Source organism: Streptomyces sp. NPDC093591, assembly GCF_044764885.1.
GTDB lineage: Bacteria > Actinomycetota > Actinomycetes > Streptomycetales > Streptomycetaceae > Streptomyces.
Genome location: NZ_JBIWIY010000014.1, coordinates 34,105 through 59,133 on the forward strand (window position 1 = coordinate 34,105; position 25,029 = coordinate 59,133).

Annotated in this window: 22 protein-coding genes; 12 read left to right on the top strand and 10 right to left on the bottom strand. The window is 70.5% G+C overall.

The window, feature by feature from the left end; genetic code table 11:
- Position 1 precedes the first annotated feature (1 nt).
- Both ACIREI_RS27720 and ACIREI_RS27725 read left to right on the top strand, forming a co-directional pair.
- Positions 2-979 carry an alpha-ketoacid dehydrogenase subunit beta gene (locus ACIREI_RS27720; RefSeq protein WP_403338132.1) on the top strand — a complete coding sequence of 326 codons (978 nt, stop codon included), beginning with the start codon at positions 2-4 and terminating at the stop codon, positions 977-979.
- 10 nt (positions 980-989) lie between these two features.
- Complete coding sequence (locus ACIREI_RS27725) at positions 990-2,405, top strand: dihydrolipoamide acetyltransferase family protein (protein WP_403338135.1); 1,416 nt, start codon at positions 990-992, stop codon at positions 2,403-2,405.
- A gap of 89 nt (positions 2,406-2,494) precedes the next feature.
- On the opposite strand, the gene ACIREI_RS27730 is transcribed toward ACIREI_RS27725, so the two are convergent.
- Positions 2,495-3,394: a D-alanyl-D-alanine carboxypeptidase family protein gene (locus ACIREI_RS27730; protein WP_403338138.1), complete on the bottom strand. Its 900-nt coding sequence runs from the start codon at positions 3,392-3,394 to the stop codon at positions 2,495-2,497.
- 206 nt (positions 3,395-3,600) lie between these two features.
- Between ACIREI_RS27730 and ACIREI_RS27735 the strand changes: the two genes are divergently transcribed.
- Positions 3,601-4,278 (top strand): GntR family transcriptional regulator, encoded by a 678-nt coding sequence (locus ACIREI_RS27735; protein WP_403338141.1) that lies wholly within the window; start codon positions 3,601-3,603, stop codon positions 4,276-4,278.
- Complete coding sequence (locus ACIREI_RS27740; protein ID WP_403338143.1) at positions 4,275-5,567, top strand: nitrate/nitrite transporter; 1,293 nt, start codon at positions 4,275-4,277, stop codon at positions 5,565-5,567. Before ACIREI_RS27735 ends, ACIREI_RS27740 begins: the two co-directional genes overlap by 4 nt.
- A gap of 49 nt (positions 5,568-5,616) precedes the next feature.
- Here ACIREI_RS27740 and ACIREI_RS27745 read toward each other — a convergent pair whose 3' ends face one another.
- Both ACIREI_RS27745 and ACIREI_RS27750 read right to left on the bottom strand, forming a co-directional pair.
- The gene (locus ACIREI_RS27745; protein WP_403338145.1) at positions 5,617-6,390 is read right to left on the bottom strand and encodes an SAM-dependent methyltransferase; all 774 of its coding nucleotides are present in this window, start codon (positions 6,388-6,390) and stop codon (positions 5,617-5,619) included.
- A 394-nt stretch (positions 6,391-6,784) separates the two neighbouring features.
- Positions 6,785-7,609 (bottom strand): maleylpyruvate isomerase family mycothiol-dependent enzyme, encoded by an 825-nt coding sequence (locus ACIREI_RS27750; RefSeq protein WP_403338148.1) that lies wholly within the window; start codon positions 7,607-7,609, stop codon positions 6,785-6,787.
- A gap of 202 nt (positions 7,610-7,811) precedes the next feature.
- Here ACIREI_RS27750 and ACIREI_RS27755 point away from each other — a divergent pair, with 202 nt between their 5' ends.
- The gene (locus ACIREI_RS27755; protein ID WP_403338150.1) at positions 7,812-8,606 is read left to right on the top strand and encodes a carbon-nitrogen family hydrolase; all 795 of its coding nucleotides are present in this window, start codon (positions 7,812-7,814) and stop codon (positions 8,604-8,606) included.
- Positions 8,607-8,721: 115 nt separating this feature from the next.
- On the opposite strand, the gene ACIREI_RS27760 is transcribed toward ACIREI_RS27755, so the two are convergent.
- Positions 8,722-9,219: an LURP-one-related/scramblase family protein gene (locus ACIREI_RS27760; protein ID WP_403338153.1), complete on the bottom strand. Its 498-nt coding sequence runs from the start codon at positions 9,217-9,219 to the stop codon at positions 8,722-8,724.
- Between the two features lie 128 nt (positions 9,220-9,347).
- Here ACIREI_RS27760 and ACIREI_RS27765 point away from each other — a divergent pair, with 128 nt between their 5' ends.
- Entirely contained in the window at positions 9,348-9,854 is a 507-nt protein-coding gene (locus ACIREI_RS27765; protein WP_403338156.1) for a hypothetical protein, read from the top strand.
- Between the two features lie 35 nt (positions 9,855-9,889).
- Here the strand turns inward: ACIREI_RS27765 and ACIREI_RS27770 are convergent, their stop codons facing one another.
- On the bottom strand, positions 9,890-10,876 hold the full coding sequence (locus ACIREI_RS27770; protein ID WP_403338158.1) for a GlxA family transcriptional regulator: 987 nt from the start codon (positions 10,874-10,876) through the stop codon (positions 9,890-9,892).
- 53 nt (positions 10,877-10,929) lie between these two features.
- Between ACIREI_RS27770 and ACIREI_RS27775 the strand changes: the two genes are divergently transcribed.
- Complete coding sequence (locus tag ACIREI_RS27775; protein ID WP_403338160.1) at positions 10,930-11,322, top strand: cupin domain-containing protein; 393 nt, start codon at positions 10,930-10,932, stop codon at positions 11,320-11,322.
- 29 nt (positions 11,323-11,351) lie between these two features.
- Positions 11,352-13,190 (top strand): thioredoxin-like domain-containing protein, encoded by a 1,839-nt coding sequence (locus ACIREI_RS27780; RefSeq protein ID WP_403338163.1) that lies wholly within the window; start codon positions 11,352-11,354, stop codon positions 13,188-13,190.
- On the opposite strand, the gene ACIREI_RS27785 is transcribed toward ACIREI_RS27780, so the two are convergent.
- The 4 genes from ACIREI_RS27785 to ACIREI_RS27800 all read right to left on the bottom strand — a co-directional run bounded on the left by ACIREI_RS27785 (position 13,178) and on the right by ACIREI_RS27800 (position 17,703).
- Positions 13,178-13,429, bottom strand: coding sequence for a DUF6458 family protein (locus ACIREI_RS27785; RefSeq protein WP_403338165.1), 252 nt, complete (start codon positions 13,427-13,429; stop codon positions 13,178-13,180). The two genes, ACIREI_RS27780 and ACIREI_RS27785, sit on opposite strands and share 13 nt — an antisense overlap.
- A 60-nt stretch (positions 13,430-13,489) precedes the next feature.
- Positions 13,490-14,788: a M18 family aminopeptidase gene (locus tag ACIREI_RS27790; protein ID WP_403338167.1), complete on the bottom strand. Its 1,299-nt coding sequence runs from the start codon at positions 14,786-14,788 to the stop codon at positions 13,490-13,492.
- Between the two features lie 113 nt (positions 14,789-14,901).
- Complete coding sequence (locus ACIREI_RS27795) at positions 14,902-16,728, bottom strand: acyl-CoA dehydrogenase (protein ID WP_403338170.1); 1,827 nt, start codon at positions 16,726-16,728, stop codon at positions 14,902-14,904.
- Positions 16,729-16,863: 135 nt separating this feature from the next.
- The gene (locus ACIREI_RS27800) at positions 16,864-17,703 is read right to left on the bottom strand and encodes an intradiol ring-cleavage dioxygenase (RefSeq protein ID WP_403338172.1); all 840 of its coding nucleotides are present in this window, start codon (positions 17,701-17,703) and stop codon (positions 16,864-16,866) included.
- 121 nt (positions 17,704-17,824) lie between these two features.
- Between ACIREI_RS27800 and ACIREI_RS27805 the strand changes: the two genes are divergently transcribed.
- The 4 genes from ACIREI_RS27805 (at position 17,825) to ACIREI_RS27820 (ending at position 22,802) form a co-directional block, all read left to right on the top strand.
- The gene (locus tag ACIREI_RS27805) at positions 17,825-18,298 is read left to right on the top strand and encodes an SseB family protein (protein WP_031483212.1); all 474 of its coding nucleotides are present in this window, start codon (positions 17,825-17,827) and stop codon (positions 18,296-18,298) included.
- Positions 18,299-18,480: 182 nt separating this feature from the next.
- Positions 18,481-20,424: an Ig-like domain repeat protein gene (locus ACIREI_RS27810; protein WP_403338175.1), complete on the top strand. Its 1,944-nt coding sequence runs from the start codon at positions 18,481-18,483 to the stop codon at positions 20,422-20,424.
- 113 nt (positions 20,425-20,537) lie between these two features.
- Positions 20,538-21,515 (top strand): pirin family protein, encoded by a 978-nt coding sequence (locus tag ACIREI_RS27815; protein WP_403338178.1) that lies wholly within the window; start codon positions 20,538-20,540, stop codon positions 21,513-21,515.
- 255 nt (positions 21,516-21,770) lie between these two features.
- Positions 21,771-22,802: an AI-2E family transporter gene (locus tag ACIREI_RS27820; RefSeq protein WP_403338739.1), complete on the top strand. Its 1,032-nt coding sequence runs from the start codon at positions 21,771-21,773 to the stop codon at positions 22,800-22,802.
- On the opposite strand, the gene ACIREI_RS27825 is transcribed toward ACIREI_RS27820, so the two are convergent.
- The gene (locus tag ACIREI_RS27825; RefSeq protein WP_403338181.1) at positions 22,736-24,904 is read right to left on the bottom strand and encodes a SpoIIE family protein phosphatase; all 2,169 of its coding nucleotides are present in this window, start codon (positions 24,902-24,904) and stop codon (positions 22,736-22,738) included. The genes ACIREI_RS27820 and ACIREI_RS27825 overlap by 67 nt on opposite strands.
- Positions 24,905-25,029 lie beyond the last annotated feature (125 nt).

The window sequence follows — 25,029 nt, forward strand, 5'->3', positions numbered from 1 at the left end:
GATGGCAGAGAAGATGGCTCTCGCCAAGGCGATCAACGAGTCGCTGCGCCGCGCCCTGGACTCCGACCCCAAGGTCCTGATCATGGGCGAGGACGTCGGCAAGCTCGGCGGCGTCTTCCGGGTCACGGACGGCCTGCAGAAGGACTTCGGCGAGAGCCGCGTCATCGACACCCCGCTGGCCGAGTCGGGCATCGTGGGCACGGCGATCGGCCTCGCCCTGCGCGGCTACCGCCCGGTCGTGGAGATCCAGTTCGACGGCTTCGTCTTCCCGGCGTACGACCAGATCGTCACGCAGCTGGCGAAGATGCACGCGCGCTCGCTGGGGAAGGTCAAGCTCCCGATCGTCGTCCGCATCCCCTACGGCGGCGGCATCGGCGCGGTGGAGCACCACTCGGAATCCCCCGAGGCGCTCTTCGCGCATGTGGCGGGTCTGAAGATCGTCAGCCCCTCCACCGCGTCGGACGCGTACTGGATGATGCAGCAGGCCATCCAGAGCGACGACCCGGTGATCTTCTTCGAGCCCAAGCGGCGCTACTGGGACAAGGCAGAGGTCAACACGGAGGCCATCCCAGGCCCGCTGCACAAGGCGAAGGTCGTCCGCGAGGGCACGGACCTCACGCTGGCCGCCTACGGCCCGATGGTGAAGCTGTGCCAGGAGGTCGCCGACGCGGCCGCCGAGGAGGGCCGGAACCTGGAGGTCCTGGACCTGCGCTCGGTCTCCCCCCTCGACTTCGACTCCATCCAGGCCTCCGTCGAGAAGACGCGCCGCCTGGTCGTGGTCCACGAGGCGCCGGTGTTCTTCGGTTCGGGCGCGGAGATCGCCGCCCGGATCACGGAGCGCTGCTTCTACCACCTGGAGGCCCCGGTGCTGAGGGTCGGCGGCTATCACGCCCCGTACCCGCCGGCGCGCCTGGAGGAGGAGTACCTGCCGGGCCTGGACCGGGTGCTCGACGCCGTCGACCGTGCCCTGGCGTACTGAGGAGAGGGGCATGACGACGATGACTGAAGCGTCCGTGCGCGAGTTCAAGATGCCCGACGTGGGCGAGGGACTCACCGAGGCCGAGATCCTCAAGTGGTACGTCCAGCCGGGCGACACGGTCACCGACGGCCAGGTGGTGTGCGAGGTCGAGACGGCCAAGGCGGCCGTCGAGCTGCCCATCCCGTACGACGGGGTGGTCCGGGAGCTGCACTTCCCCGAGGGCACGACGGTGGACGTCGGTACGGCGATCATCGCGGTGGACGTGGCGGGCGGGGCGGCCCCGGTCGCCGAGGAGCCGGCGCAGGCCCAGGTTCCCGCCGAGAAGCAGCCGGAGGAGGCCAAGCCGCAGGGCCGCCAGCCGGTGCTGGTCGGCTACGGCGTGGCCGCGTCCTCGACCAAGCGGCGCCCGCGCAAGGGGGCCGACGTACCGTCCCAGGAGCCCTCGACGGCGGCGCGCGCCCTGCAGTCCGAGCTGAACGGCCACGGCCCCGCCGCGGCGGTGAAGCCTCCCCGGCCGCTGGCGAAGCCGCCGGTGCGCAAGCTGGCGAAGGACCTGGGCGTCGACCTGGCCACGGTGACCCCCACGGGCCCCGACGGCATCATCACGCGCGAGGACGTCCACGCGGCGGTGGCCCCGCCGGCCCCGGCTCCCGAGCCGGTGTCCCAGCCCGCCCCGGTCGCCGTCCCTGCGGCCACGTCGGCGCCGGTGGCCACGTACGACGCGGCCCGCGAGACCCGTATCCCGGTGAAGGGTGTCCGCAAGGCGACGGCGGCGGCGATGGTCGGCTCGGCGTTCACGGCGCCGCATGTCACGGAGTTCGTGACGGTGGACGTGACGCGCACGATGAAGCTGGTCGAGGAGCTCAAGCAGGACAAGGAGTTCGCGGGTCTGCGCGTGAACCCCCTGCTGCTGATCTCCAAGGCCCTCCTGGTCGCCATCAAGCGCAACCCGGAGGTGAACGCCTCCTGGGACGAGGCGGCCCAGGAGATCGTGCAGAAGCACTACGTCAATCTGGGTATCGCGGCGGCGACCCCGCGCGGCCTGATCGTCCCGAACATCAAGGACGCCCACACCAAGACGCTCCCGCAACTGGCCGGGGAGCTGGGCGAGTTGGTGTCGACGGCGAAGGAGGGCAAGACGTCCCCCGCCGCGATGCAGGGGGGCACCGTCACCATCACCAACGTCGGCGTCTTCGGCGTCGACACCGGCACCCCGATCCTCAACCCCGGCGAGTCCGCGATCCTCGCGGTAGGCGCGATCAAGCTCCAGCCGTGGGTCCACAAGGGCAAGGTGAAGCCGCGTCAGGTCACGACGCTGGCGCTCAGCTTCGACCACCGGTTGGTGGACGGCGAGTTGGGCTCCAAGGTGCTGGCCGATGTGGCGGCGATCCTGGAGCAGCCGAAGCGGCTGATCAGCTGGGCGTGAGCCGCACGCGGTGACGGAAAAGGGGGGCGGCCACTGTCGAGTGGCCGCCCCCCTTTCGTCGAGCCGGGGCGTCAGCGGGTCAGCCGGAGTCAGCTGATCTTCGCGTAGCCGTAGTTGATCAGCTTCTTCACGTCCGTCGTGCGGCTGGCCTCGTCAGGGGCGGTGAGGACGGTGCCCATCACCGACTCCCCGTTGAGCGTGGCGGCGAAGACGAGGCAGTACTTGGCCTCGGTGCCCGAGCCGGTCTTGATGCCGAGCGTGCCGTTCCAGCCGAGCAGGGCGTTGGTGTTCTTCCACGTCGCCATCGTGCGGGTGGAGCCGGTGCTCGTGATCGTCTTCGCCGTGTAGTACTTGGTCTTCACGACGGTCTTGAACGTCGAGCTCTTCATCGCGCTCCGGGCGAGCTTCGTCAGGTCGCGCGGCGTCGAGTAGTTGGAGCCGTTGCTGATGCCGTCGAACGAATCGAAGTGCGTGTTCGTCATGCCCAGGTTCTTGGCCATGGTGTTCATCTTGCCGATGAACGACTTCACACGCGCGTTGACCGTCGTGCCGGTACCGAACTTGTCGGCCAGGGACATCGCGGCGTCGCAGCCCGACTTGAGCATCATCCCGTACAGCAGCTGACGGACGGTGACCTTGTCGCCGACGATCAGGTTGGCCGACGAGGCGCCCTTGGAGACGATGTAGTTGCTGACCTCCTTCTTTATCGTGACCTTGGTGTCCAGGTTCAGGTTCGACTGCGAGAGCACGACCTTGGCGGTCATGATCTTCGTGGTGGAGGCGGTGAGCCTCTTGGTGTCAGCGGCCTTGGTGAACAGCGTCTTACCGGTCGCGCTGTTCATCAGGAACCCGCCCTTGGCGGTGATGGTGGGCGTCGTCACAGCCTGCGCGGGTGCCGCGGTGAGGGCGCCGGTGACGAGCACCGCGCCGGTCGTCACGGCGACGGCTGCGGCTCTGCGGACACGGAAGCCCTTGATGGCGGTTATCAACTGAAATACCCCGATTATGTCGAATGCCCCTGTGTGCGGCCGAGTTGGAGGGGAAGACAGGTGGGCCGCACATGTGTGACACGTAAGTAGCACAGAAGGTTGTGGGGCGAGTGTGGCGGGTCCCCGTGTCTGATTCTTGATCAGGTTTCTCGTCCGTATGCTGGACGGACGCCTTCATGCGTACGTGTTGTATCTATGCTGTGGGCATGTCCTCCGCCCCGCCCGCGCCCGTGAAGCAGCAGTCCATGAAGCAGCCCCCCGCCGCCGACCGCGTCTACACCCACGTCAAGCAGGGCGTCCTGGAGCGCCGCTACGAGGGCGGGACCCTCCTCACCGAGGGCGAGCTCGCCGAGGCCGTCGGGGTCTCGCGCACGCCGGTGCGCGAGGCGCTGCTGCGCCTGGAGGTCGAGGGGCTGATCAAGCTCTATCCGAAGAAGGGCGCACTGGTCCTGCCGGTCTCCGCACAGGAGATCAAGGACGTGGTGGAGACGCGGATGCTCGTCGAGGAGCACGCGGCGCGCAAGGCCGTACCCGCGCCCCCCGGGCTCATCGCGCGCCTGGAGGAACTGCTCACCCAGCAGAAGGCGCAGGCCGCTGCCGGCGATCTCGCCGGAGCAGCCGTCACCGACCGGTGCTTCCACGTGGAGATCGTGCGCAGCGGCGGCAACGAGATCCTGTCGCGGCTGTACGACCAGCTCCGTGACCGGCAACTGCGCATGGGCGTCGCCGTCCTGCACTCCCACCCCGACCGGATCGCCAAGACCCTCGTCGAGCACGAGGAGATCCTTCAGGCCCTGCGCTCCGGGGACGCCGAGGCCGCCGTCGGGACGGTCCACCGGCACATCGGCTGGTTCTCGCACCTGGCGCGGGGTGAAGAGCGATGAAGGCAGTGTTGCCGGGTGACCCTCCGGGCGGCCGCCGCGCCGCCGCCGTCTGGGGCATAGGTGTCTCGGTCTACTTCGTCGCCGTCATCTTCCGTACGTCCCTCGGGGTGGCGGGCCTCGACGCGGCGGACCGTTTCGACGTCAACGCCTCGGCCCTGTCGACCTTCTCGATCCTGCAGCTGCTCGTCTACGCGGGCATGCAGATACCCGTCGGCCTGCTCGTCGACCGGCTCGGCACCAAGAAGGTGCTGACCATCGGCGTGGTGCTGTTCACGGCGGGCCAACTGGGCTTCGCCTTCTCGCCGTCGTACGGCATGGCCCTCGCCTCGCGCGCGCTGCTGGGCTGCGGCGACGCGATGACCTTCATCAGCGTGCTGCGGCTCGGCGGCCGGTGGTTCCCGGCCCGGCGCGGGCCGCTGATCGCGCAGCTCGCGGGACTCGCGGGCATGGCGGGCAACCTCGTCTCCACGCTGGTGCTGGCCCGGCTGCTGCACGGCGTGGGCTGGACGGCGGCCTTCGCGGGCAGCGCGGCGGCGGGCGTCGTCGTACTGGTCCTGCTGCTGCTGTTCCTCAAGGACCACCCCGAGGGGCACGAGCCGGAGCCGCTGCCGCACCTGGGCGCGGCCTACGTCCGCCGGCAGATCGCCGCGTCCTGGCGGGAGCCGGGTACGCGGCTGGGGCTGTGGGTGCACTTCACGACGCAGTTCCCGGCGATGGTGTTCCTGCTGCTGTGGGGGATGCCGTTCCTGGTGGAGGCGCAGGGCCTGTCCCGGGCGACGGCCGGTGAACTGCTCACTCTCGTCGTCCTGTCCAACATGGTCGTGGGCCTGGTCTACGGCCAGGTCGTCGCCCGGCACCACGGGGCGCGGCTGCCGCTGGCGCTGGGCACGGTGGGCGCGACGGCGGCGCTCTGGGCGACGACGCTGGCCTGGCCCGGCGATACGGCGCCGATGTGGCTGCTGGTCGTGCTGTGCGCGGTGCTCGGGGCGTGCGGGCCGGCCTCGATGCTCGGCTTCGACTTCGCGCGGCCGGCGAATCCGCCGGAGCGGCAGGGGACGGCTTCCGGCATCACCAACATGGGCGGGTTCGTCGCCTCGATGACGACGCTGTTCGCGATCGGGGTGCTGCTGGACGCGACCGGGGACGACTACGCCATCGCCTTCTCGGCGGTGTTCGTCCTCCAGGCGCTGGGCGTCAGCCAGATCCTGCGGCTGCGCAAGCGGGCGGCGCGCCGGGAGCGGGAACGGCTGGTCGCCAGCAGGGTGGAGACCGTGCACGTTCCCGCGTGAGCCGGTAAGGCGGTGTGGTTGTTAAGCGGTGTGGTGGTGAGGCGGTGCGTCAGAGGGCTGGGACGAGCGTGAGGTACGCCAGTCCCAGGACCCCGCGGTAGCTCATCCACTGGGCGCGATGGCGGTCGAGGCGCTCGCGTGTCTCGTCCGCGAGCGGGTGGTCGGGGTGCTCGGCCAGCCATATCTCGACGTCCGCCTGGTACGCCGACTCGAACACCTCCCACTCGTCGAGGCTCGCCGTCTCGGTCCACTCCGGGCGGAAGCCGGCGTCGACCGCGAGGTCGAGCAGGGTCGCGAGGTCGTAGTGGTCGGTGGCGGCGGCCTCCGGCCACATGCCGGCGAGTTCGGCGGGGGTCGGGGGGCGCTGCCAGAAGCCCTCCCCGAGCAGTACGCGGCCGCCGTCGGTGACCAGGCGGCGCAGGGCGCGCAGTGCCTCGGTGGTGTGGTCCGGCGGCTGGGCCGTGCTCAGGGCTTGGCTCGCCCCGACGCACAGGACCAGGTCGGCGGGGCCGTGCGAGGTCGCCACGGCGGACTCCTCGACGAACGCGGCCCTTTGCGCCAGCCCTCGGGTCTCGGCGTTGCGGCGGGCGCGGGCCAGGTCCTCGGCCTTGATGTCGATGCCGGTCCCGGTCGCTGCGGGGGCGGCGGCCAGGATGCGGAGCATCAACTCGGCCCAGCCGCAGCCGATGTCCAGGACCGTGGTGGGGTTCGTGCGGGTGAGTCGTTGGACGAGGCCGTGGGCTCGTGCCTCGGACAGGGGGCCGTGGAAGGTCAGGCGGGTCAGGCGTGGGGGTGGGGTGGTTGCTGGGGAGGTGTCGGTCACGGCGGGACGTTAACCTCCGGCGTGGAGTGGGGGACAGTGGTTTTCGCCCCCGCGGCCCCTACCCGTCCCATCCTCGAAGGGGCTCCGCCCCTTCGACCCCGGCCAGGGGGGGGCGCCGCCCCCTGGACCCCCATCGGCCTGAACGGCCTCGTCCTCAAACGCCGGACGGGCTGGAGTATGCGGGCCGGCCTCAAGAGGTGAAGCCCCTTGCGGGTGGGTGGGGGCTGGGGACGGTGCGGCCTTGTTCTCAAGTGCCGGACGGGCTGGAGTATGCGGGCCGGCCTCAAGAGGTGAAGCCCCTTGCGGGTGGGTGGGGGCTGGGGACGGTGCGGCCTTGTTCTCGGACGCCGGGCGGGCTGGCGTGCCCGGACCGGCGTCGAAGAGGGGGTCGGCTCTACGGCGTCACCGTGAAGTTGCGCAGAATCGCTGCCGTCAGGTCCGGGTCGCCCTCTGCCTTGACGCGGTCCGCCGCTGCCTCCGGCGTGACGCGGCCGCAGGCGAGGCGGACGTAGGTTTCCCAGTCGAGGGTGAGGGTGGCGGCGGGGCCCAGGGCCGGGGCCGTTTCGAGGGTGCCTCGGCCCTGGATGTCGACGCGGATCGTGCGGAGGAACTCGATCGGGCCGTGGACGTCGAAGACGATCGCCGAGCTGCGGGGGGCTTCGGCCCGGACGGCGACGATGTCGGGCAGCTTGGCCAGCAGGACGTCGCGGGCGACGTGCGCGCCGGGGGAGTCGAGGTTGCCGGGGCGGCCGAGGGCGGTGCGCAGGTCCTGCTCGTGCACCCAGACGTCGAAGGCGTGGCCCCGCATGGACTCTTCGAGGGTGAGCTCCGTGCCGAGCGGGCCGCGCACCTTGGTGCCGGGGTCACGGGACTCGTTGCGCAGCTGGCGGTTGCGGCGGATGACCGTGTACTCCAGCTCGGACGTCATCTCCGGCGCCGTGTGGTGGCGGCGGACGTCGACCTGCATCTCCATGTAGCGCTGGTGGTCGTTCGTGACGTGGAAGAGGTCGCGCGGGAGCGTGTGGATGGGGCGCGGGTCGCCGAGCATCTCGCAGTCCAGGCCGATGACATGGGACACCACGTCGCGCACCGACCAGCCGGGGCAGGGGGTACGCCGGTTCCACTCGCCCTCCACTAGCGGTGTCACCAGCTCGGATATCGCTTCGATGGAGTGGGTCCAGGCGTCGGCGTAGGGCTGGAGGGTGGGATGCAGACTCACGGAACGGGACCCCTCGGCGGTTGGAACGTCGGTACGCGGGCGGTTTCTGGCGGCGGTGCCAGTGGGCGGCGGCTGCTGTCGGCGGGTGTCTTGGAACGCTAAGTTACGCTGCTGTGAGGCACCCCGGCAGTGCTTTCGTGTGACGATCGTAGGCCTGTGTGGAAGCCCGTGTGGACCGCTCGAATGCCAGGACGGTGGTAGTGTGCGCGCCTCTTTGCTCCAGATCGATGTCAATGAGGGCGAATCGGTCGAATCGCGTCGGGTGAGGGTTGCCTCGCTGGTACGGGAACAGGCCGGGGCGGATCTGGTGGTCCTGCCCGAGCTGTGGACGACCGGGGCGTTCGCCTACGAGGAGTTCGGCAGCGAGGCCGAGCCGCTCGAAGGGCCGACGTACGAGGCGATGGCCAAGGCCGCGAGCGACGCGGGCGTGTGGCTGCACGCGGGCTCGATTCCCGAGCGGGACCCCGAGGGACCCCTCTACAACACGTCCCTTGTCTTCTCCCCCTCCGGTGATCTGGTCGCCGCGTACCGCAAGATCCATCGGTTCGGCTTCGACAAGGGTGAGGCCGTGCTGATGGGCGCGGGCGAGGAACTGGTGACGGTGCGTCTGCCCGAGACGGTCCTGGGTGTGGCCACCTGCTACGACCTCCGCTTCCCCGAGTTGTTCCGCGGCCTCGTCGACGCCGGCGCCGAGACCCTGGTCATTCCGGCGGGCTGGCCGGAGCGCCGCCGGGCGCACTGGACGCTGCTGGCTCAGGCGCGGGCGGTGGAGAACCAGGCGTTCGTGCTCGCCTGTGGAACGGCCGGGACGCACGCGGGAGTTCCGCAGGCCGGTCACTCGATCGTGGTGGATCCGTGGGGTGAGGTGCTGGCGCAGGCCGGCGCGGGGGAGCAGGTCCTCACGGTGGAGTTCGACCCGGCGAAGGTCGCGGTGACGCGGGATCAGTTCCCGGCGCTGAAGGACCGGGTGCTGGGGCTGGCGCCGCCGCGCCGCTGACGGCCGCCGTGGCGGCGGTCGTAGCGGTAGTCGTGGCGGACGTGCCGAACCGTGGCGGAGGCCCCGGTCCCGGTCGTGGCCGAGCACGCGGTGACGGCGGCTCGCCGCCCGCCCCTCAGTCGTCCCCGTGTTCCTTCTCCGCGAGGTGGATCACGCACACCGCCACCGCGATCAGCAGCGCCGGGTCCGCGTCGTCCCGTACGACGTCCACGCCGTACGTCTCCCGGACGTGCAGCCAGCGCCGGGAGACGACGGCCAGCAGTTCGCCGTCGTACTCGACGGCGAACTCCCGGTCGAGGATCTTGCCGCTGACGTCGAGTTCCGTGCTGCCGTCCGCCAGGGACACCCGGTAGTGGTTGCGCAGCAGGGACAGTCGCTTGCGGCGGATCTTCGCGAGTGGCTCGCCGTCCCGCTCGATCACCATCGTGTCGCGCAGGGAGAGCATCTTCTGGTGGATGTCGATGAGGACGCGCCCCTGTGTGTCCTTCAGCTCGAAGGTGTCCCGCAGCCGCATCGCCTTGCCGTCGACGAGGAAGACCTTGTTGCCCCGGTCGTCCTCGATCCAGTAGTCGTCGCCGATGCCGAGGAGCCGGTCGCGTACGAGGAATCTCATGCCGTTACCGCTTCCCCGGCACGACGTGATCATCACAGATCCATCACCTTCGGCCGCTTCGACCGGGAAAGTTGTGAAACTGCCCAGGGGCCGGACGCCGATATCCGGCCACGCAGGGGGAGTCGCAGATGGTGGGACCAAGCGGGCGAGCACAGTTCTCCGGCGCGGTGGCGGCCCTGCTCGCGGCCGTCACGGCCGTCACCGGGTGCTCCGCGCCGAAGGCCTGCGCCGGGGTGGGCGTCGCCTCCGGGGTCGGCGTGATGTTCCCGCACGAGGGGTACGCCGGTCTCGCGGGCGCCTCCTACGAGCTGTGCGCGCGGGGCGCGTGTGCGAAGGGCGAGCTGAAGCAGGAGGAGATCACGAGGGTGAACCTCCCGCTCCCGGACGAGGTGGACCCGGACACCGGGCCGGTCCGTTTCCGGGTGATCCGCGAGAACGACACCAGCCCCCTCATCGACGCGTCCACCGACGTCGAGCTCACCCACCAGTCCGACGGCTGCGGCGGCGGCGCGTACAACCGGGGACTCGCCTTCACCAAGGAAGGGGGACTTACGGCGAAGATCCCCGCGAAGGTCACGCAGGCGTGGCGGGCGCAATTCGCCTCGCTCGCGTCACCGTCCGAGTCGTCCTCCTGAGACACCGCCGAGGCGGTGTGCTCCGGCCGGCCTGTTCAGATCACCGCCTCACCGCCGCCCGGCCCGAAACGCCGCCTGTAGGCCGACGGGCTGAGCCCCGTCTCGCGCCGCACGCGCGCGCGGAGGTTCGCCGCGGTGCCGAGTCCGCTCCTCGCCGCCACCACGTCCAGCCGCTCCTCCCCCCGCTCGATCAGCCGGCACGCGAGCGCCACCCGCTCCCCCGTCAGCCAGGCCAGCGGAGTGGTCCCCAGCTGCGCCCGGAACCGGCGGTGCAGGGTGGCCGGCGACAGCGCCGCCCGGGCCGCCAGATCCGCCACCGTCAGCGGCTCGCCCAGCCGCTCCTGCGCCCACGCCAGCAGCGGCCCCAGCGACTCGTCCGGCACGTCCGGCACCGGCCGCTCCACGAACTGCTTCTGCCCGCCGTCCCGGTGCGCGGCGAACACGAGCCTCCGCGAGACCGCGTTGGCGATCTCGGCGCCGTGGTCGCGTCGTACGACATGCAGGCCCAGGTCGAGCGCCGACGCGCTGCCGGAGGCGGTGAGGATGTCCCCGTCGTCGACGAACAGCACGTCCGGCTCCAGACGGACCTTCGGGAACCGCTCCCGGAACGACTCCGCCCACATCCAGTGGCATGCCGCGCGCCGCCCGTCCAGCAGCCCGGCCTCCGCGAGCGTGAACGCCCCGGAGCAGAAGCCGAGCAGCCGGGCGCCACGCGCGTGTGCCCGGCGGACGACCTCCAGCACCTGAGGTGAGCGGGGTGTACCGGTGTCCGGCCGGTTCGGGACGATCAGCGTGTCCGCGTCCTCGGCGGCCTCCAGCCCCGCGACACCGGTGAGCGTGAAGAAGCCGTCCCGCATACGGGTCAGGGGTCGAGCGGCGCACAGCGCGAAGTCGTACAGCTCCCGGCCCAGTTCCGGCCTGCGCAGTCCGAAGACCTCGATCGCGCAGCTCATCTCGAACGGATTCGAGTTCTCGTCGACCACGAGAACCACGCGATGCGGTTGAGAGGATCCTTGCGGCATATGCGATTTCTAGCACTCGTGCCCGCGCCGGGCCACGGCCGAGCATGACGTACATGACCAGCGAACCTCTCTCCCTCGCCGCCGCCCTCGCCTCCTTCACCGACCGGTGGAGCCCGCGCATCGTCACCACCGTCAACGACTACGACGTACGCGTCGCGAAGGTCGAGGGCGAGCACCTGTGGCACGTTCACGACCACACCGACGAGTTCTTCCTGGTCCTGGAGGGCGAGCTGCACATCTCCCTGCGGGAACCCGCCGGGGAACGCACGGTCGTCCTCCCCAAGGGCTCCGTCTTCACCGTCCCCCGCGGCACCGAGCACAAGCCGTACGCCCCGACGCCCTCCGCGATCCTGGTCCTGGAACCCACCGGCACCCTCACCGTCGGCGACCGCCACGACGACGTACCGGACCACGTGGACGCCACCACGGGACACGCGCTGACGTGACTGTCAGTGCCGGGTGGCACGCTTGAGCCATGACCGAGTCATCCGCGGCCCCGACCCCCCGTCGCGTCCGTGTCCGCGCCCCCGAGCTGATCGGCAAGGGCGGCTGGCTGAACACGGGCGGCCGCCCGTACGGCCTCGCCGACCTGCGGGGACGCATAGTGATCCTGGACTTCTGGACGTTCTGCTGCATCAACTGCCTGCATGTCCTGGACGAGCTCAGGGAGCTGGAGGAGAAGCACCGGGACACGGTGGTGGTCATCGGGGTGCACTCGCCGAAGTTCGCGCACGAGGCCGAGCACCGGGCGGTCGTCGACGCCGTGGAGCGGTACGGCGTCGAGCATCCCGTCCTCGACGACCCCGAACTCGCCACCTGGAAGCAGTACGCGGTGCGGGCCTGGCCGACGCTCGTCGTGATCGACCCGGAGGGCTACGTCGTCGCGCAGCACGCCGGCGAGGGCCATGTGCACGCCATCGAGCGGCTCGTCGGCGAGCTGGAGGCCGAGCACGGGGCCAAGGGGACGCTGCGGCGCGGCGACGGGCCGTACGTGGCGCCGGAGCCGGAGCCGACGGTGCTGCGGTTCCCGGGCAAGGCGTTGCTCCTGCCGAGCGGGAACTTCCTGATCAGCGATACCACTCGGCATCAGCTGGTGGAGCTGGCGGGGGACGGGGAGACGGTCGTGCGGCGGATCGGCTCCGGCATGCGGGCTTTCACCGACGGTACGGCGGACTCGGCGGCCTTCAACGAACCGCAGGGCCTCGCCCTCCTCGACGACGCCTCGGTCGTCGTCGCCGACACCGTCAACCACGCCCTGCGCCGCCTCGACCTCACCACCGGCGACGTCACCACACTCGCCGGCACCGGCAGACAGTGGTGGCAGGGTTCGCCCACGTCCGGTCCCGCGCGCGAGGTGGACCTGTCGTCGCCGTGGGACGTGGCGGTGTTCGCCGGGCGCGTGTGGATCGCCATGGCCGGCGTCCACCAACTCTGGGCGTACGACCCGGCCGACGGCACGGTGGCCGTCGCCGCCGGCACCACCAACGAGGGCCTCGTCGACGGCCCCGGCACGGAGGCCTGGTTCGCCCAGCCGTCGGGCCTCGCGGCGACGCCCGAGCGGTTGTGGCTGGCGGATTCGGAGACCTCGGCGTTGCGCTGGGTGGACCGCGACGGCACCGTCCACACCGCGGTGGGCACCGGCCTCTTCGACTTCGGTCACCGCGACGGCGCCGCCGAACAGGCCCTACTGCAACACCCGTTGGGCGTCACGGCACTCCCCGACGGCTCGGTGGCGGTCAGCGACACCTACAACCACGCCCTGCGCCGCTACGACCCGGTGAGCGGCGAGGTCACCACCCTGGCCACGGATCTGCGGGAGCCGTCGGACGCGGTGCTCGTCGGGGACGACATCGTGGTCGTGGAGTCGGCCCGGCACCGGCTGACCCGGCTGCGCCTGCCGGAGGAGGCCGTACGCGTCGAGGCGGTCGCCCACCGCACGCAGCGCGCCGCCACCGAAGTCGCGCCCGGCGAGCTCCGGTTGGAGGTGATCTTCCAGGTCCCGGCGGGCCAGAAGCTCGACACCCGGTACGGTCCCTCGACCCGCCTCCTGGTCTCCTCCACCCCGCCCGAGCTGCTGCTCGCCGGTGCGGGCGCGGACACGGACCTCGCCCGCACGCTGGAGCTCAACCCGGCCGTCTCCGAGGGTGTCCTGCACGTCTCGGCGATGGCGGCGTCCTGCGACGACGACCCGGCCAACAAATACCCCGCCTGCCATGTCCACCAGCAGGACTGGGGCGTGCCGGTCCGCCTCACGCGGACCGGCACGCCCCGACTGCCGTTGGTGCTCGCGGGGATGGACGCTCAGACGCCGTAACCGTCGCTGTAGCCGTCCCGCCTGTGGCGGTGGCCGGTCTCGTCGACGACCGGCGTCGACGGCGGGACCACCACGCGTCGACGCCTGGCGATGCTGCTGAACGTCGTCACGCCGATCAGCCCGACGATCATCAGGATGATGCCGACGAGGTCGAGATTGACACCCTGCATGTCCCAGTCGGTCGCGAACGTGAGGATGGCTCCCACGGCGATGAGGATGATGCACCCGCCGAGGCCCATGAGTTGTCGCCTCCCTGTCCGGTGGTTCCGGTCAGAGGCGGGTACCCCGGCCCCGCGGGGCTACCCCTCCAAGAACGCCACCAACGAGTTCGCCAGCAGATGCGGGTCGTCCGCACCGCACAACTCCCGCGCGCTGTGCATCGACAGGATCGCCACGCCGATGTCGACCGTCTTGATGCCGTGCCGGGCCGCGGTGATCGGACCGATCGTCGTGCCGCAGGGCATGGAGTTGTTGGAGACGAAGGACTGGAAGGGGACGTTCGCCTTCTCGCAGGCCGCCGCCCAGACCGCCCGGCCCGAACCGTCGGTCGCGTAGCGGTTGTTGACGTTGACCTTCAGGATCGGCCCGCCGTTCACGCGCGGGTGGTGCGTCGGGTCGTGGCGCTCGGCGTAGTTGGGGTGGACCGCGTGGCCCGTGTCGGAGGAGAGACAGACGGTGCCCGCGAAGGCACGCGCCTTGTCCTCGTACGATCCGCCGCGCGCGAACACCGAACGCTCCAGGACGCCGCCCAGCAGCGGTCCGTCGGCACCGGTGTCGCTCTGCGAGCCGTTCTCCTCGTGGTCGAAGGCGGCCAGCACCGGGATGTACGGCAGTGCGGCGCCCGAGCCGGCCACCGCGGTCAGCGCCGCCGCGCCCGCGTGCACGGACAGCAGGTTGTCCATGCGCGGGCCCGCGACCAGCTCCTTGTCCCGGCCCAGGTGCGCCGGCGGCTCCACGGAGTGCACCATCAGGTCCCAGCCGGTGACCTCGCCCGCCGCCAGCCCGGCCGTCTCCTCCAGGAAGGCGATCAGATCGCCGTCGCGCACATCGTTGCCCAGCCCCCAGATGGGCTGCAGATGCCGCTGCTTGTCGAGCTTGAGCCCCTCCGCCGATACGGAACGGTCCAGGTGGATGGCGAGTTGGGGAACGCGCAGCAGCGGACGGTCCACGTTCACCAGCCGCGTCGTACCGTCCCGCAGGGTCAGCCGGCCCGCCAGGCCCAGGTCGCGGTCGAGCCAGGAGTTGAGCAGCGGTCCGCCGTAGATCTCCACGGCCACCTGCCGCCATCCGTGCGCCCCGGTGTCCGGCAGCGGCTTCACCCGCAGGTTGGGGGAGTCCGTGTGCGCGCCGACGATCCGGAACGGCGTGTGGGGCGCCGCGCCCTCGGGGACGTACCAGGCCACGATCGCGCCACCGCGCAGCACGTACTTGCCGCCGCTCGTTCCGTCCCAGGCGTCCGTCTCCGCGACCTGCCTGAAGCCGGCCTTTTCCAGCCGCTCGGCGGTGTTCGCCACAGCGTGGTACGGCGACGGGCTCGCCGCGAGGAAGGACATGAGGTCGTCGGTGTGGCCGCGGTCGAAGCGGGGGGGTTCGCTCATGGGGTTCACCTTAACGACGTACGAGGGCCCGCTCCCGGTCGATCGGGAGCGGGCCCTCGTCGGGGCGATGGGGGTTTCGGCCGCTTGGAACCGAGTTGACTACGACGCGCTGACTAGAACGCCGCCTCGTCCAGCTCCATCAGGTCCAGGTCGATGCCCTCGGCGAGCTTGCGCGCACCGGTGACGCCCGGCAGGACGTTGGCCGCGAAGAACTTCGCCGCCGCGATCTTGCCCGTGTAGAAGGCCTTGTCCTTGTTGGACGCCGTCTGGAGCTTCTCGGCGGCGATCGCGGCGCCCTTGAGGAGCAGGTAGCCGACGACGACGTCACCGGAGGCCATCAGCAGGCGGGTGGTGTTCAGGCCCACCTTGTAGATGTTCTTGACGTCCTGCTCGGTGGCCGCGAGGTCGGTCAGCATCAGGCCGACGATGGCCTCCAGCTCCACGGCCGCCTTCGCGAGGTGCTCGCGGGCGCCGGCCAGCTCCTCGCCGCCCTCGCCGAGCGCCAGGAACTTCTTGATGTCCTCGGCGAGCGAGTTCAGCGCGGCGCCCTGGTTGCGGACGATCTTCCGGAAGAAGAAGTCCTGTCCCTGGATCGCGGTGGTGCCCTCGTACAGGGTGTCGATCTTGGCGTCGCGGATGTACTGCTCGATCGGGTACTCCTGGAGGAACCCGGAGCCGCCGAAGGTCTGCAGCGACTGCGCGAGCTGCTCGTAGCCCTTCTCGGAGCCGTAGCCCTTGACGATCGGCAGGAGCAGGTCGTTGAGCGCGTGCTCGGTCTTGGCGTCCTCGCCGGCCGTCTCCTTGACCGCGATCGCGTCCTGGATCGAGGCCGTGTACAGCACCAGGGCCCGCATGCCCTCCGCGTACGCCTTCTGCGTCATCAGCGAGCGGCGCACGTCGGGGTGGTGGGTGATGGTGACCTTGGGCGCGGTCTTGTCCATGAAGTTCGCGAGGTCCGGGCCCTGGACGCGCTCCTTGGCGTACTCCAGCGCGTTCAGGTAGCCGGTCGACAGCGTGGAGATCGCCTTCGTGCCGACCATCATGCGGGCGAACTCGATGATGCGGAACATCTGGCGGATGCCGTCGTGCTTGTCGCCGATCAGCCAGCCCTTGGCGGGGTGCTGGTCGCCGAAGGTCATCTCGCAGGTGTTGGAGGCCTTCAGGCCCATCTTGTGCTCGACGTTCGTGGCGTAGACGCCGTTGCGCTCGCCCAGCTCGCCGGTCTCGAAGTCGAAGAGGTACTTCGGGACGAGGAAGAGGGACAGGCCCTTGGTGCCCGGACCGGCACCCTCGGGGCGCGCGAGCACGTAGTGGAGGATGTTCTCCTCCATGTCGTGCTCACCGGAGGTGATGAAGCGCTTCACGCCCTCGATGTGCCAGGAGCCGTCCTCCTGCTGGACCGCCTTGGTGCGGCCGGCGCCCACGTCCGAGCCGGCGTCCGGCTCGGTGAGGACCATGGTGGAGCCCCAGGTCTTCTCGACCGCGATCTTCGCGATCTTCTTCTGGACCTCGTTGCCCTCCTCGAAGAGGATGTTGGCGAACGCCGGGCCGGAGGAGTACATCCACACGGCCGGGTTCGCGCCGAGGATCAGCTCCGCGTACGCCCAGATCAGGGACGGGGGAGCGGTGGTGCCGCCGATCTCCTCGGACAGGCCCAGCCGCCAGTACTCGGAGTCCATGAAGGCTTTGTAGCTCTTCTTGAAGGACGCCGGGACCGGCGCGGTGTTCGTCTCGGGGTCGAAGACCGGCGGGTTGCGGTCGGCGTCCGCGAAGGACTCGGCCAGCTCGTTCTCGGCGAGGCGGGTGAGTTCCTCGAGGATGCTCTTCGCGGTCTCGGTGTCCATCTCCTCGAACGGGCCGGTGCCGTAAAGCTTGTCGCGCCCGAGTACTTCGAAGAGGTTGAACTCGATGTCGCGGAGATTCGACTTGTAGTGCCCCATGGCGACGGCTCCGTTAGAGAGATCGGCGAGGCACTGGGTGTGCATCCTCGCGCTAGTTCACGTACCAACAAGTAGCTACGATGATGCTACCCGTCAGTAATAAGACGCAACCCCGATCCCCACATCTGTGACGGGTCACACCGGAACCGTCAGCGTCGCCGTGTATCCCTCCGCCACGCTGCCCTTCAGGGTCGCCATCTGCTGGTCGTAGCCGTCGCTGAAGATGCCGTCGGTCTCCAGGGAGAGGCCACTCAGGTTGCGCACGCTGGCGGCGTAGCCGTCCGAGGCGTACACGGTGTCGCAGACGTCCTTGGGGAAGGCGAGCTGTGAGGTGTTCGTGATGGAGGTGGCGGCCGTGGCGTCGGCCAGGCTGCCGTACACCTCGAAGTGGATATGCGGCCAGCGGCCCTGGTAGCAGCCCGGGAAGACGCTCTTGAAGGTCACCTCGCCCTTGTCGTCGGTCTCCTGGACGCCGCGCAGGTAGTTCTCGTCCGTGACGCCGTCCGAGTACAGGGAGTAGTTGCCTTCCCGGTCGCAGTGCCAGAGGTAGACGGCGGCGCCCTTCTTCGGCGTCCCGCAGCCGGAGGCCGCGTCCACGACCGTGAGCGTGACGGTCAGGGGCACGCCCTCGGCGGTGCCGCCCGCGGAGTCGCCGAAGCTCTTGGTGACGTCGCTGCGGACGACGCCGCTCTCCTTGAGGACGTTCACCCCGTTCGAGCCGTCGCCGGGGAAGGGCCCCGCGGTCTCGTCCGGGATGGCGGCGCACTCGGCGGACGAGGAGGGGCCGGCGGAGCCCTCGGCGGAGGGGGCGGCCGAGGTCCCGTCCTGCGAGGTGCACCCCACCAGGGGGACCAGTCCCATCCCCGCCACCAGCCGGATCATCCGGCGGCGGGCGAGGACCGGAAGGTCGTGGGCGAGCCCGAGGTCGTGCTCGTGGACTTCTCCGGCAACTTCTTCGGCGTGGTCTCGGCGCATGGAAAGACGCTAGGAGCGGCAACGGCGCGAACCCAGGGTCACACGCTGTCAAGTCGCTGTCGGTTTTCCAAGCCACCCGTACCGGCCCGCCGCCCCGGCCGCTCTCGGTACGCTTGCGCCCATGTACGGCTACGACCAGAACGTCGGCGCACAGCAGGGGTACGCCCCGCCGCAGCAGCCCATGGCCGGCGGCGTCGGCGGGTACGGCCAGCAGCCCCCGCTCTACCCCGAGCCGTCCCCGCCCTCGCTCGCGGACGCGGTGCGGGCCTTCACCACCGGGCAGATGTCGGCCGAGGACTTCCAGCAGGTCTTCGCCACGTCGAAGGTCTACTGCCCGCGCGGCGACAACCCCGGCTTCCTCGCCCTGCACAACACCCAGCAGCCGGTGATCCCGATGTTCACCTCGCTCAAGGAGCTGCGGCGGTACGCGGGCAAGGAGTCCAAGTACTTCGTCATCACCGGCGCCGAGGTGATCGACCTGCTGCCGACCGGCTACGGCTTCGTCCTGGACATGGAGGGCGAGCACCGCATGGTCTTCGACGCGAAGGCCGTGGAGCAGATGGTCGAGTTCGCCATGCGGCGGATGTACGGCTGAGCGTCGACCGTCGTCCGGGGCCCGGAAACCCCTCCTCGATTCGCACAGCTATGCCATAGAGTGCCCCCTGGCAGCCGCGCCCCGCATGTCACCGCTCTCCCGCGGTTCACATCCGGGCGTCGCGCGGCGCTCTCGTCTCCCGGCGCTGCCGGGCACTTCCGTGGGGGTTCATCACTGTGCGCATGCGCAGCACTGCGGTCGCGACGTCGCTCGCGGTCCTCTTCAGCTCGGCGGCACTGACCGTCGTGTCGGCCGGCCCGGCGTCGGCCGCGTCGGCCGTTGTCACCCAGCCCGTGGGCCTGGTCGCGGACGGGGCGCTCCAGCGCGTCTTCGTGGCGGACCAGGACAACGGACGGATCCTGGCCACCGACTACAGCGGCACCCTGGTCGACCTGAACGTCGGCTTCGGCCGCCCCAGCGACCTCGCGCTCTCGGACGACGGTCTCACCTTGTACGCGGTGCTGCCGACGACCCACGAGGTCGTGGCTCTCGACGCGGCCACCCTGGAGGTCAGGACCCGCTACGACCTCGGCGCCGGTGTCGACCCGCGTGAGGCGGCCTTCGCGGGCGGGCGCCTGTGGTTCTCCTACCGGGTCACGGGAGACGACGGCTTCTTCCACGGCAACCTGGGCGTCATCGACCCCGCCGCCGCCGACGCGGCCGCCGCGGTGAGCCTCGGACAGCTCCCGGAGGGCGTCGCCCCGTACTACAACGCCGGCGTCCTCGACGCGGACCCGTCCTCACCCGGTCTGCTCGCCTTCCACGACAGCGGGGACCGCTCGGGCGCGATCAACCTCCTCGATGTCTCCGGAGCCGCCCCGCAGGTGGTCGCCAAGACGGACAGCGACCGCTGGACCATGGACATCGACCTCATGCCAGGCGCCTCCCAGGTGCTGTGGAACGGCTACCGGAAGCTGAACTACGCCGACGGCGCCTTCACGGAGGTCGCGGGCCTCACCGAGACCGGCTGGTTCGCCGACGTCTCCCCGGACGGCCTGATCGCCCAGGCCTACGACCGCCACGTCAACGTCTACAAGGCGGGCTCCGACAAGCCGGTGCGCCGCTTCGACGCCGGGACCTCCAGCATGGGCGCGGTGGCCTGGGCCCCGGACTCCTCCCGGGTGTTCGCCCTGGCCGGCAACTCCGACAACACGTACACCCTGAAGGCGTTCACGGGCCCGGCGCTCAGCGTGCCGACCCTCACGGTCAACGCGCCCGCGTCCGCGACCCGCGCCCAGCCGCTCACCGTCACCGGCAAGCTCACGGCGAACGTGCCGTTCGCCGCGGGTACGACGCTCGCCGTCACCCGCACCGACCTGGAGAGCCCGAACGGCAAGGTGCTGCCGTCCGTCACGGTGAAGTCCGACGGCACGTACTCCTTCACGAACACCCCGCCGGCCGGCGGCAAGGTGAAGTACACGGTGAAGTACGCGGGCGACGCCGCGCACACGGCCGCGAGCGCCTCCGACACCGTCGAGGTCTCCCGCGCCTCCACCTCGCTGAGCCTGAACAACAACGGCAAGCTGTACAACTACGGCACCGACGTCAAGTTCACCGCGCACCTCGGTACGACGTACAAGAACCGCTCGGTCGAGATCTGGGCCGACCCGTTCGGCGGTGACAAGCCGAAGAAGCTGATCAAGTCCGGGACGGTCAACTCCGACGGCAACATCTCCGCCTGGGTGGACATGACCCGGGACACCGCCGTCACCGCGGTCTTCAAGGGCGACGCCCGCTACAAGCCGAAGTCGGTGAAGTCCACGGCGTACGCGCGGGTCAAGGTCTCCACGGCCGTCTCCAGGCACTACAAGACGGCGAACATCGGCTCGACGTCGTACAAGTGGTTCCACAAGAACACCGACCCGCTGCTCACCACGACGATGACCTACTACCCGGGCCGTCAGCAGCGCTTCGACCTGCAGGTCTACTACCAGGGCACGTGGTACTCCGGTGACTCGCAGTACTTCCCGCTCGGTACGGACGGGAAGTCGGCCGTCAGCCTGGAGGCACCCGGTGAGTCGGGCATCCGGGCGCGGGTGCGCTCGGTGTACGTCAACGGCTCGTCCGGCGACACCGTGAACTCGACGACGTACGGGGCCTGGAAGTACCTGTACTTCAGCAACTGACGCGGGTTCTGCCGCGCGGCGCAGCCCGGAGGGAATTCCCTCCGGGCTTTCGTCGTTCAGGGTGGCATAAAGTTCAATGCTCAACTAAACTGGCCGCACAAGGAGGTACCGACATGCCTGCAGTGACCGTCGAGAACCCGCTGACGCTGCCGCGCGTCGCCGCGCCCGCGGAGGCAGTGGCCCGTCCCGTGCTCGCCGTCACGACCGCGCCGAGCGGTTTCGAGGGTGAGGGCTTCCCGGTGCGCCGTGCGTTCGCCGGGATCAACTACCGCCACCTGGACCCGTTCATCATGATGGACCAGATGGGCGAGGTGGAGTACGCGCCGGGCGAGCCCAAGGGCACCCCCTGGCACCCGCACCGCGGCTTCGAGACCGTCACGTACATCATCGACGGGATCTTCGACCACCAGGACTCCAACGGCGGTGGCGGCACCATCACCAATGGCGACACCCAGTGGATGACCGCGGGCTCGGGCCTCCTGCACATCGAGGCCCCGCCGGAGGCGCTCGTCATGTCCGGCGGTCTCTTCCACGGCCTGCAGCTGTGGGTGAACCTCCCGGCCAGGGACAAGATGATGGCGCCGCGCTACCAGGACATCCGCGGCGGCAACGTCCAGCTGCTGACGTCCCCGGACGGCGGTGCGCTGCTGCGCGTCATCGCGGGTGAGCTGGGCGGCCACCAGGGCCCCGGTATCACCCACACCCCGATCACGATGATCCACGCGACCCTCGCCCCGGGCGCGGAGATCAGCCTGCCGTGGCGCGAGGACTTCAACGGCCTCGCGTACGTCCTCGCCGGACAGGGTGCCGTGGGTGCCGAGCGCCGCCCGATCCACCTCGGCCAGACCGCGGTCTTCGGCGCCGGCGGCTCCCTGACCGTCCGCGCGGACGACAAGCAGGACTCCCGCACGCCGGCCCTGGAGGTCGTCCTCCTGGGCGGACAGCCGATCCGTGAGCCGATGGCGCACTACGGCCCGTTCGTGATGAACACGCGGGAAGAGCTGCAGCAGGCCTTCGAGGACTTCCAGAAGGGGCGGCTGGGGACCATCCCGGCCGTCCACGGAATGACCGAGGGCGGGCCGCAGAGCTGAGCCGCACGAGGTCCCCGTCCGCGTGGACGGGGACCTCTCCGTGTTTCCAGCGCACCTGCCATGAGGCGGCCGGCTAGGTCTTCCCGTCAAGTGGCCTCCCGGTGACCACCGTCGACGCTCGACGCGTGTCCCGGTCACCCGGGCGGGCCGTCCGCGGGGGACACCGAGCCGAGCGCGTGATCATCTGGAGGCGTGCAGGATTCCACCCCGCTGCTCCCCGACCCTGCCCGGCGGCTCGCCGCCTGGTGTGTAGTCATGCTGTTGGCCGCCGGGGTCGTCTATGTCGGGATCCGGCTGGCCGTGGAGTTCCGTACGGCCGTCGTGCCCGTGCTGCTCGCGCTGCTCGGGACGGCGCTGCTCGGGCCGCTGCACCGGCGGCTGGTGAAGGCCAAGGTGAACCGGTCCGTCGCCGCCGGGCTCACCTGCGTCGCCGTCGTTGCCGTCGTCGGCGGGGCCGTGTACATCGTCGTCGCCGCGATCGTCGACACCGGCGACCAGATCATCGCCGCGCTCAAGCAGGCGGCCGAGGATCTCGCCGAGCACTTCGGGGCCGCCGGGACCTCGCTGGACGACCTCGCCTCCAACGCCAAGGAGCTGCTCAGCGACTTCGGGGGGACGGCCGCCTCCGGGGTCATCAGCGGGGTGAGTGTCGTCGCGGAGAGCATCGCCATGGCCGTGCTCGCGCTGCTGCTCGTCTTCTTCTTCCTGCGGGACTCCGACCGGGCCGCCGGCACTTTGCGGTCCGTCGTGCCGCGTGGGGGCGGGGACGTCGTCGAGGCCATGGCCCGGCGGGCCTTCCAGGCGGTGGAGGGGTTCATGCGGGGGACCACCTTCATCGCCCTCATCGACGCCCTGTGCATCACCGTCGGGCTGCTCGTCCTCGACGTCCCGGGCGCGGTCGGGCTCGGTGCGCTCGTCTTCGTCGGGGCCTACATCCCCTATCTCGGCGCCTTCATCTCGGGGGCCGTCGCCGTGCTGGTCGCGCTCGCCGACCGGGGGTTCGTCATCGCGCTGTGGGTGCTGGGGGTCGTGCTCGCCGTGCAGGTCCTGGAAGGGCATGTGCTGCAGCCCGTGATCCAGAGCCGGACCGTGCAGATGCACCCGGCCGTCGTCATGGTGGCGATCACCGCGGGGGCGTCCGTGGCCGGAGTCCTCGGCATGCTGCTGGCCGTACCGCTGACCGCCGCGGCCTTCGGCGTCGTACGCGAACTGCAGGACCGTTACGCGAGCCCGGAGCCCCCCGAGCCGTCCGCGCCCCCCGAACCATCGGCGCCCACGGCCTCGTAGAGCTCGAACCAGATGCTCTTGCCCTCGCCCCGGGGGTCCACTCCCCACGTCTGGGCCAGCAGCTCGATCAGCATCAGGCCCCGCCCGGACGACGCCAGTTCCCCGGGGCGGCGCTTGTGCGGCAGGTCGTCGCTGGTGTCCGTCACCTCGACCCGTATCCGGCGGCCTCCCGGCTCGCCGCGCACCTCGGCGAGGAGCAGGGCGTCGGCGTCGGTGTGCACGAGGACGTTCGTGAGCATCTCGGACAGGAGCAGCACGGCCGAGTCCACCTGGTCCTCGGACGCCCAGTCGTGGAGCAGCTCCCGCAGCTGCTGCCGGGCCACCGCCACCCGCTCCGGCTCCGCCTGGGCCACCGACATCATGGTGCGGCGGATCGTCGGCCGGACGGCCACCGGGGCGCCGCAGCCGCAGCCGTCCCCCTCCCGGCACAGCAGCAGCACCGCTATGTCGTCCTCGCGCCGGTCGGCGAGCGGGCCGGTGGTGTGGTGGGAGGACGGGCCGTGCACGGCCTGGACGAGGGCGTCGGCGAGCGCCTCCAGGTCGCCGTCGTGCTCCTCGAGAATCGCGCGGATGCGCTTCCAGCCGGTCTCCAGGTCGTGGCCGCCTGTCTCGATCAGGCCGTCCGTGCAGATCAGCATGGTCTCGCCGGGTTCCAGGGTGATCCTGGTCGTCGGGTAGTCGGCGTCCGGGTCGATGCCGAGCGGGAGGCCGCCGGCCGTCGGGCGGGCGAGCACCGTGCCGTCGCTCATGCGGATCGCCGGGTCCGGGTGGCCGGCGCGGGCGATGTCCAGCAGCCCGGTCGTGGGATCGACCTCGACATACAGGCAGGTCGCGAAGCGCAGGTCGGACGGGTCCTCGTCGAGGGCGCCGAACGTCATGCCGTGCAGGAAGCGGGAGGCGCGGGAGAGGACGGCGTCGGGGCGGTGGCCCTCGGAGGCGTAGGCGCGCAGCGCGATGCGGAGCTGGCCCATCAGGCCCGCCGCGCGGACGTCATGGCCCTGGACGTCGCCGATGACCAGGGCGAAGCGGCCGCTCGGGAGCGGGATCATGTCGTACCAGTCACCGCCGACCTGGAGTCCGCCGCCGGTCGGCACATAGCGGGCGGCGACGCTCATGCCCGGTATCTCGGGGCCCAGCTTGGGCAGCATCGAGCGCTGGAGACCGTCCGTCAGTTCTCGTGCCGACTCGGCGGCCTCGGCGCGGGAGAGGGCCTGGGCGAGCATGCGGGCCACCGTCGTCAGCACCGACCGCTCGTCCGGTGTGAAGGCGACCGGATAGGTGAAGGCCGCCATCCAGGCGCCCATCGTGCGGCCGGCCACGGTCAGTGGCAGGAACGCCCAGGACTGGCGGTTGAAGTGCGCGGCGAGCGGCCAGGTGACCGGGTAGCGCTCCTTGTACTTCTCGGGCGAGGAGAGGTAGACGGCACGGCCGGTGCGGACCACCTCCGCGGCCGGGTAGTCCGTGTCCAGGGCCATGTGTGTGAAGGGGCCCTCGTCACCGGGCTGGTGGCCGTGGTGGCCGATGATCGTCAGGCGGTCGCCCGTGACCCCGAACACCGCGAGGCCGTCCGGTGAGAAGCCCGGCATCGACAGACCGGCCGCGACCCGCAGCACCTCCGCCGTCGAGCGCGCCTCGGCCAGCGCCCGGCCCGCGTCCAGCAGAAACGCCTCCCGCGAGCGCCGCCAGTCGCCGGTGACCGCGGTACGCCCGGCGGGGGTGCCCGGCGTCGGTTCGGTGACCTCCTGGAGGGAGCCCGTCACCTCGTACGACCGTTTCTCGCGATCGTAGGAGGCGTGGAAGCGGCTGCGGCCGACCCGGACGACCCGGCCCCGTTCGTCCATGATCCGGACCCGCACCTCGCCGAGCGTGCCCTCGGCGACGGCGAGCTGGATCACGCCGCTGATCTCGTTCCAGTCCACCGGATGCAGTCGGGAGCGCACCTGGGCCTGGCTGAGCGTGGCTTGCTCGGCGGGCAGCCCGAGCAGCCGTGCCGCCTCCGCGTCGACCGTGACCAGTCCAGTGGCGGTGTTCCAGTGCCACAGTCCGGTCGCGAGGGCGGCGAGAACCTCCCCCACGGCGGGCAGGGCCTCACCAGTGCGCATTGCCCCACTCTAAGAAGAGGTGATCGCACACTGCCACCGAAGCTGTACGGGGCATCTGGTCGGCGGGGTCCCCGGAGCGCCGTGAAATGGTGGGGAGGCGATCTTGGGGTCCCCGGTAGGCTTGG

What these genes read in the sequence shown, in the direction of transcription:
- ACIREI_RS27775 (WP_403338160.1), top strand. Translation starts at nt 10,930, where the DNA reads ATGACCAGCGAACCTCTCTCCCTCGCCGCCGCCCTCGCCTCCTTCACC.
- ACIREI_RS27820 (WP_403338739.1), top strand. Translation starts at nt 21,771, where the DNA reads ATGCTGTTGGCCGCCGGGGTCGTCTATGTCGGGATCCGGCTGGCCGTG.
- ACIREI_RS27795 (WP_403338170.1), bottom strand. Translation starts at nt 16,728, where the DNA reads ATGGGGCACTACAAGTCGAATCTCCGCGACATCGAGTTCAACCTCTTC.
- ACIREI_RS27810 (WP_403338175.1), top strand. Translation starts at nt 18,481, where the DNA reads ATGCGCAGCACTGCGGTCGCGACGTCGCTCGCGGTCCTCTTCAGCTCG.
- ACIREI_RS27720 (WP_403338132.1), top strand. Translation starts at nt 2, where the DNA reads ATGGCAGAGAAGATGGCTCTCGCCAAGGCGATCAACGAGTCGCTGCGC.
- ACIREI_RS27760 (WP_403338153.1), bottom strand. Translation starts at nt 9,219, where the DNA reads ATGAGATTCCTCGTACGCGACCGGCTCCTCGGCATCGGCGACGACTAC.
- ACIREI_RS27740 (WP_403338143.1), top strand. Translation starts at nt 4,275, where the DNA reads ATGAAGGCAGTGTTGCCGGGTGACCCTCCGGGCGGCCGCCGCGCCGCC.
- ACIREI_RS27790 (WP_403338167.1), bottom strand. Translation starts at nt 14,788, where the DNA reads ATGAGCGAACCCCCCCGCTTCGACCGCGGCCACACCGACGACCTCATG.
- ACIREI_RS27805 (WP_031483212.1), top strand. Translation starts at nt 17,825, where the DNA reads ATGTACGGCTACGACCAGAACGTCGGCGCACAGCAGGGGTACGCCCCG.
- ACIREI_RS27765 (WP_403338156.1), top strand. Translation starts at nt 9,348, where the DNA reads ATGGTGGGACCAAGCGGGCGAGCACAGTTCTCCGGCGCGGTGGCGGCC.
- ACIREI_RS27770 (WP_403338158.1), bottom strand. Translation starts at nt 10,876, where the DNA reads ATGCCGCAAGGATCCTCTCAACCGCATCGCGTGGTTCTCGTGGTCGAC.
- ACIREI_RS27780 (WP_403338163.1), top strand. Translation starts at nt 11,352, where the DNA reads ATGACCGAGTCATCCGCGGCCCCGACCCCCCGTCGCGTCCGTGTCCGC.
- ACIREI_RS27800 (WP_403338172.1), bottom strand. Translation starts at nt 17,703, where the DNA reads ATGCGCCGAGACCACGCCGAAGAAGTTGCCGGAGAAGTCCACGAGCAC.
- ACIREI_RS27785 (WP_403338165.1), bottom strand. Translation starts at nt 13,429, where the DNA reads ATGGGCCTCGGCGGGTGCATCATCCTCATCGCCGTGGGAGCCATCCTC.
- ACIREI_RS27735 (WP_403338141.1), top strand. Translation starts at nt 3,601, where the DNA reads ATGTCCTCCGCCCCGCCCGCGCCCGTGAAGCAGCAGTCCATGAAGCAG.
- ACIREI_RS27825 (WP_403338181.1), bottom strand. Translation starts at nt 24,904, where the DNA reads ATGCGCACTGGTGAGGCCCTGCCCGCCGTGGGGGAGGTTCTCGCCGCC.
- ACIREI_RS27815 (WP_403338178.1), top strand. Translation starts at nt 20,538, where the DNA reads ATGCCTGCAGTGACCGTCGAGAACCCGCTGACGCTGCCGCGCGTCGCC.
- ACIREI_RS27725 (WP_403338135.1), top strand. Translation starts at nt 990, where the DNA reads ATGACGACGATGACTGAAGCGTCCGTGCGCGAGTTCAAGATGCCCGAC.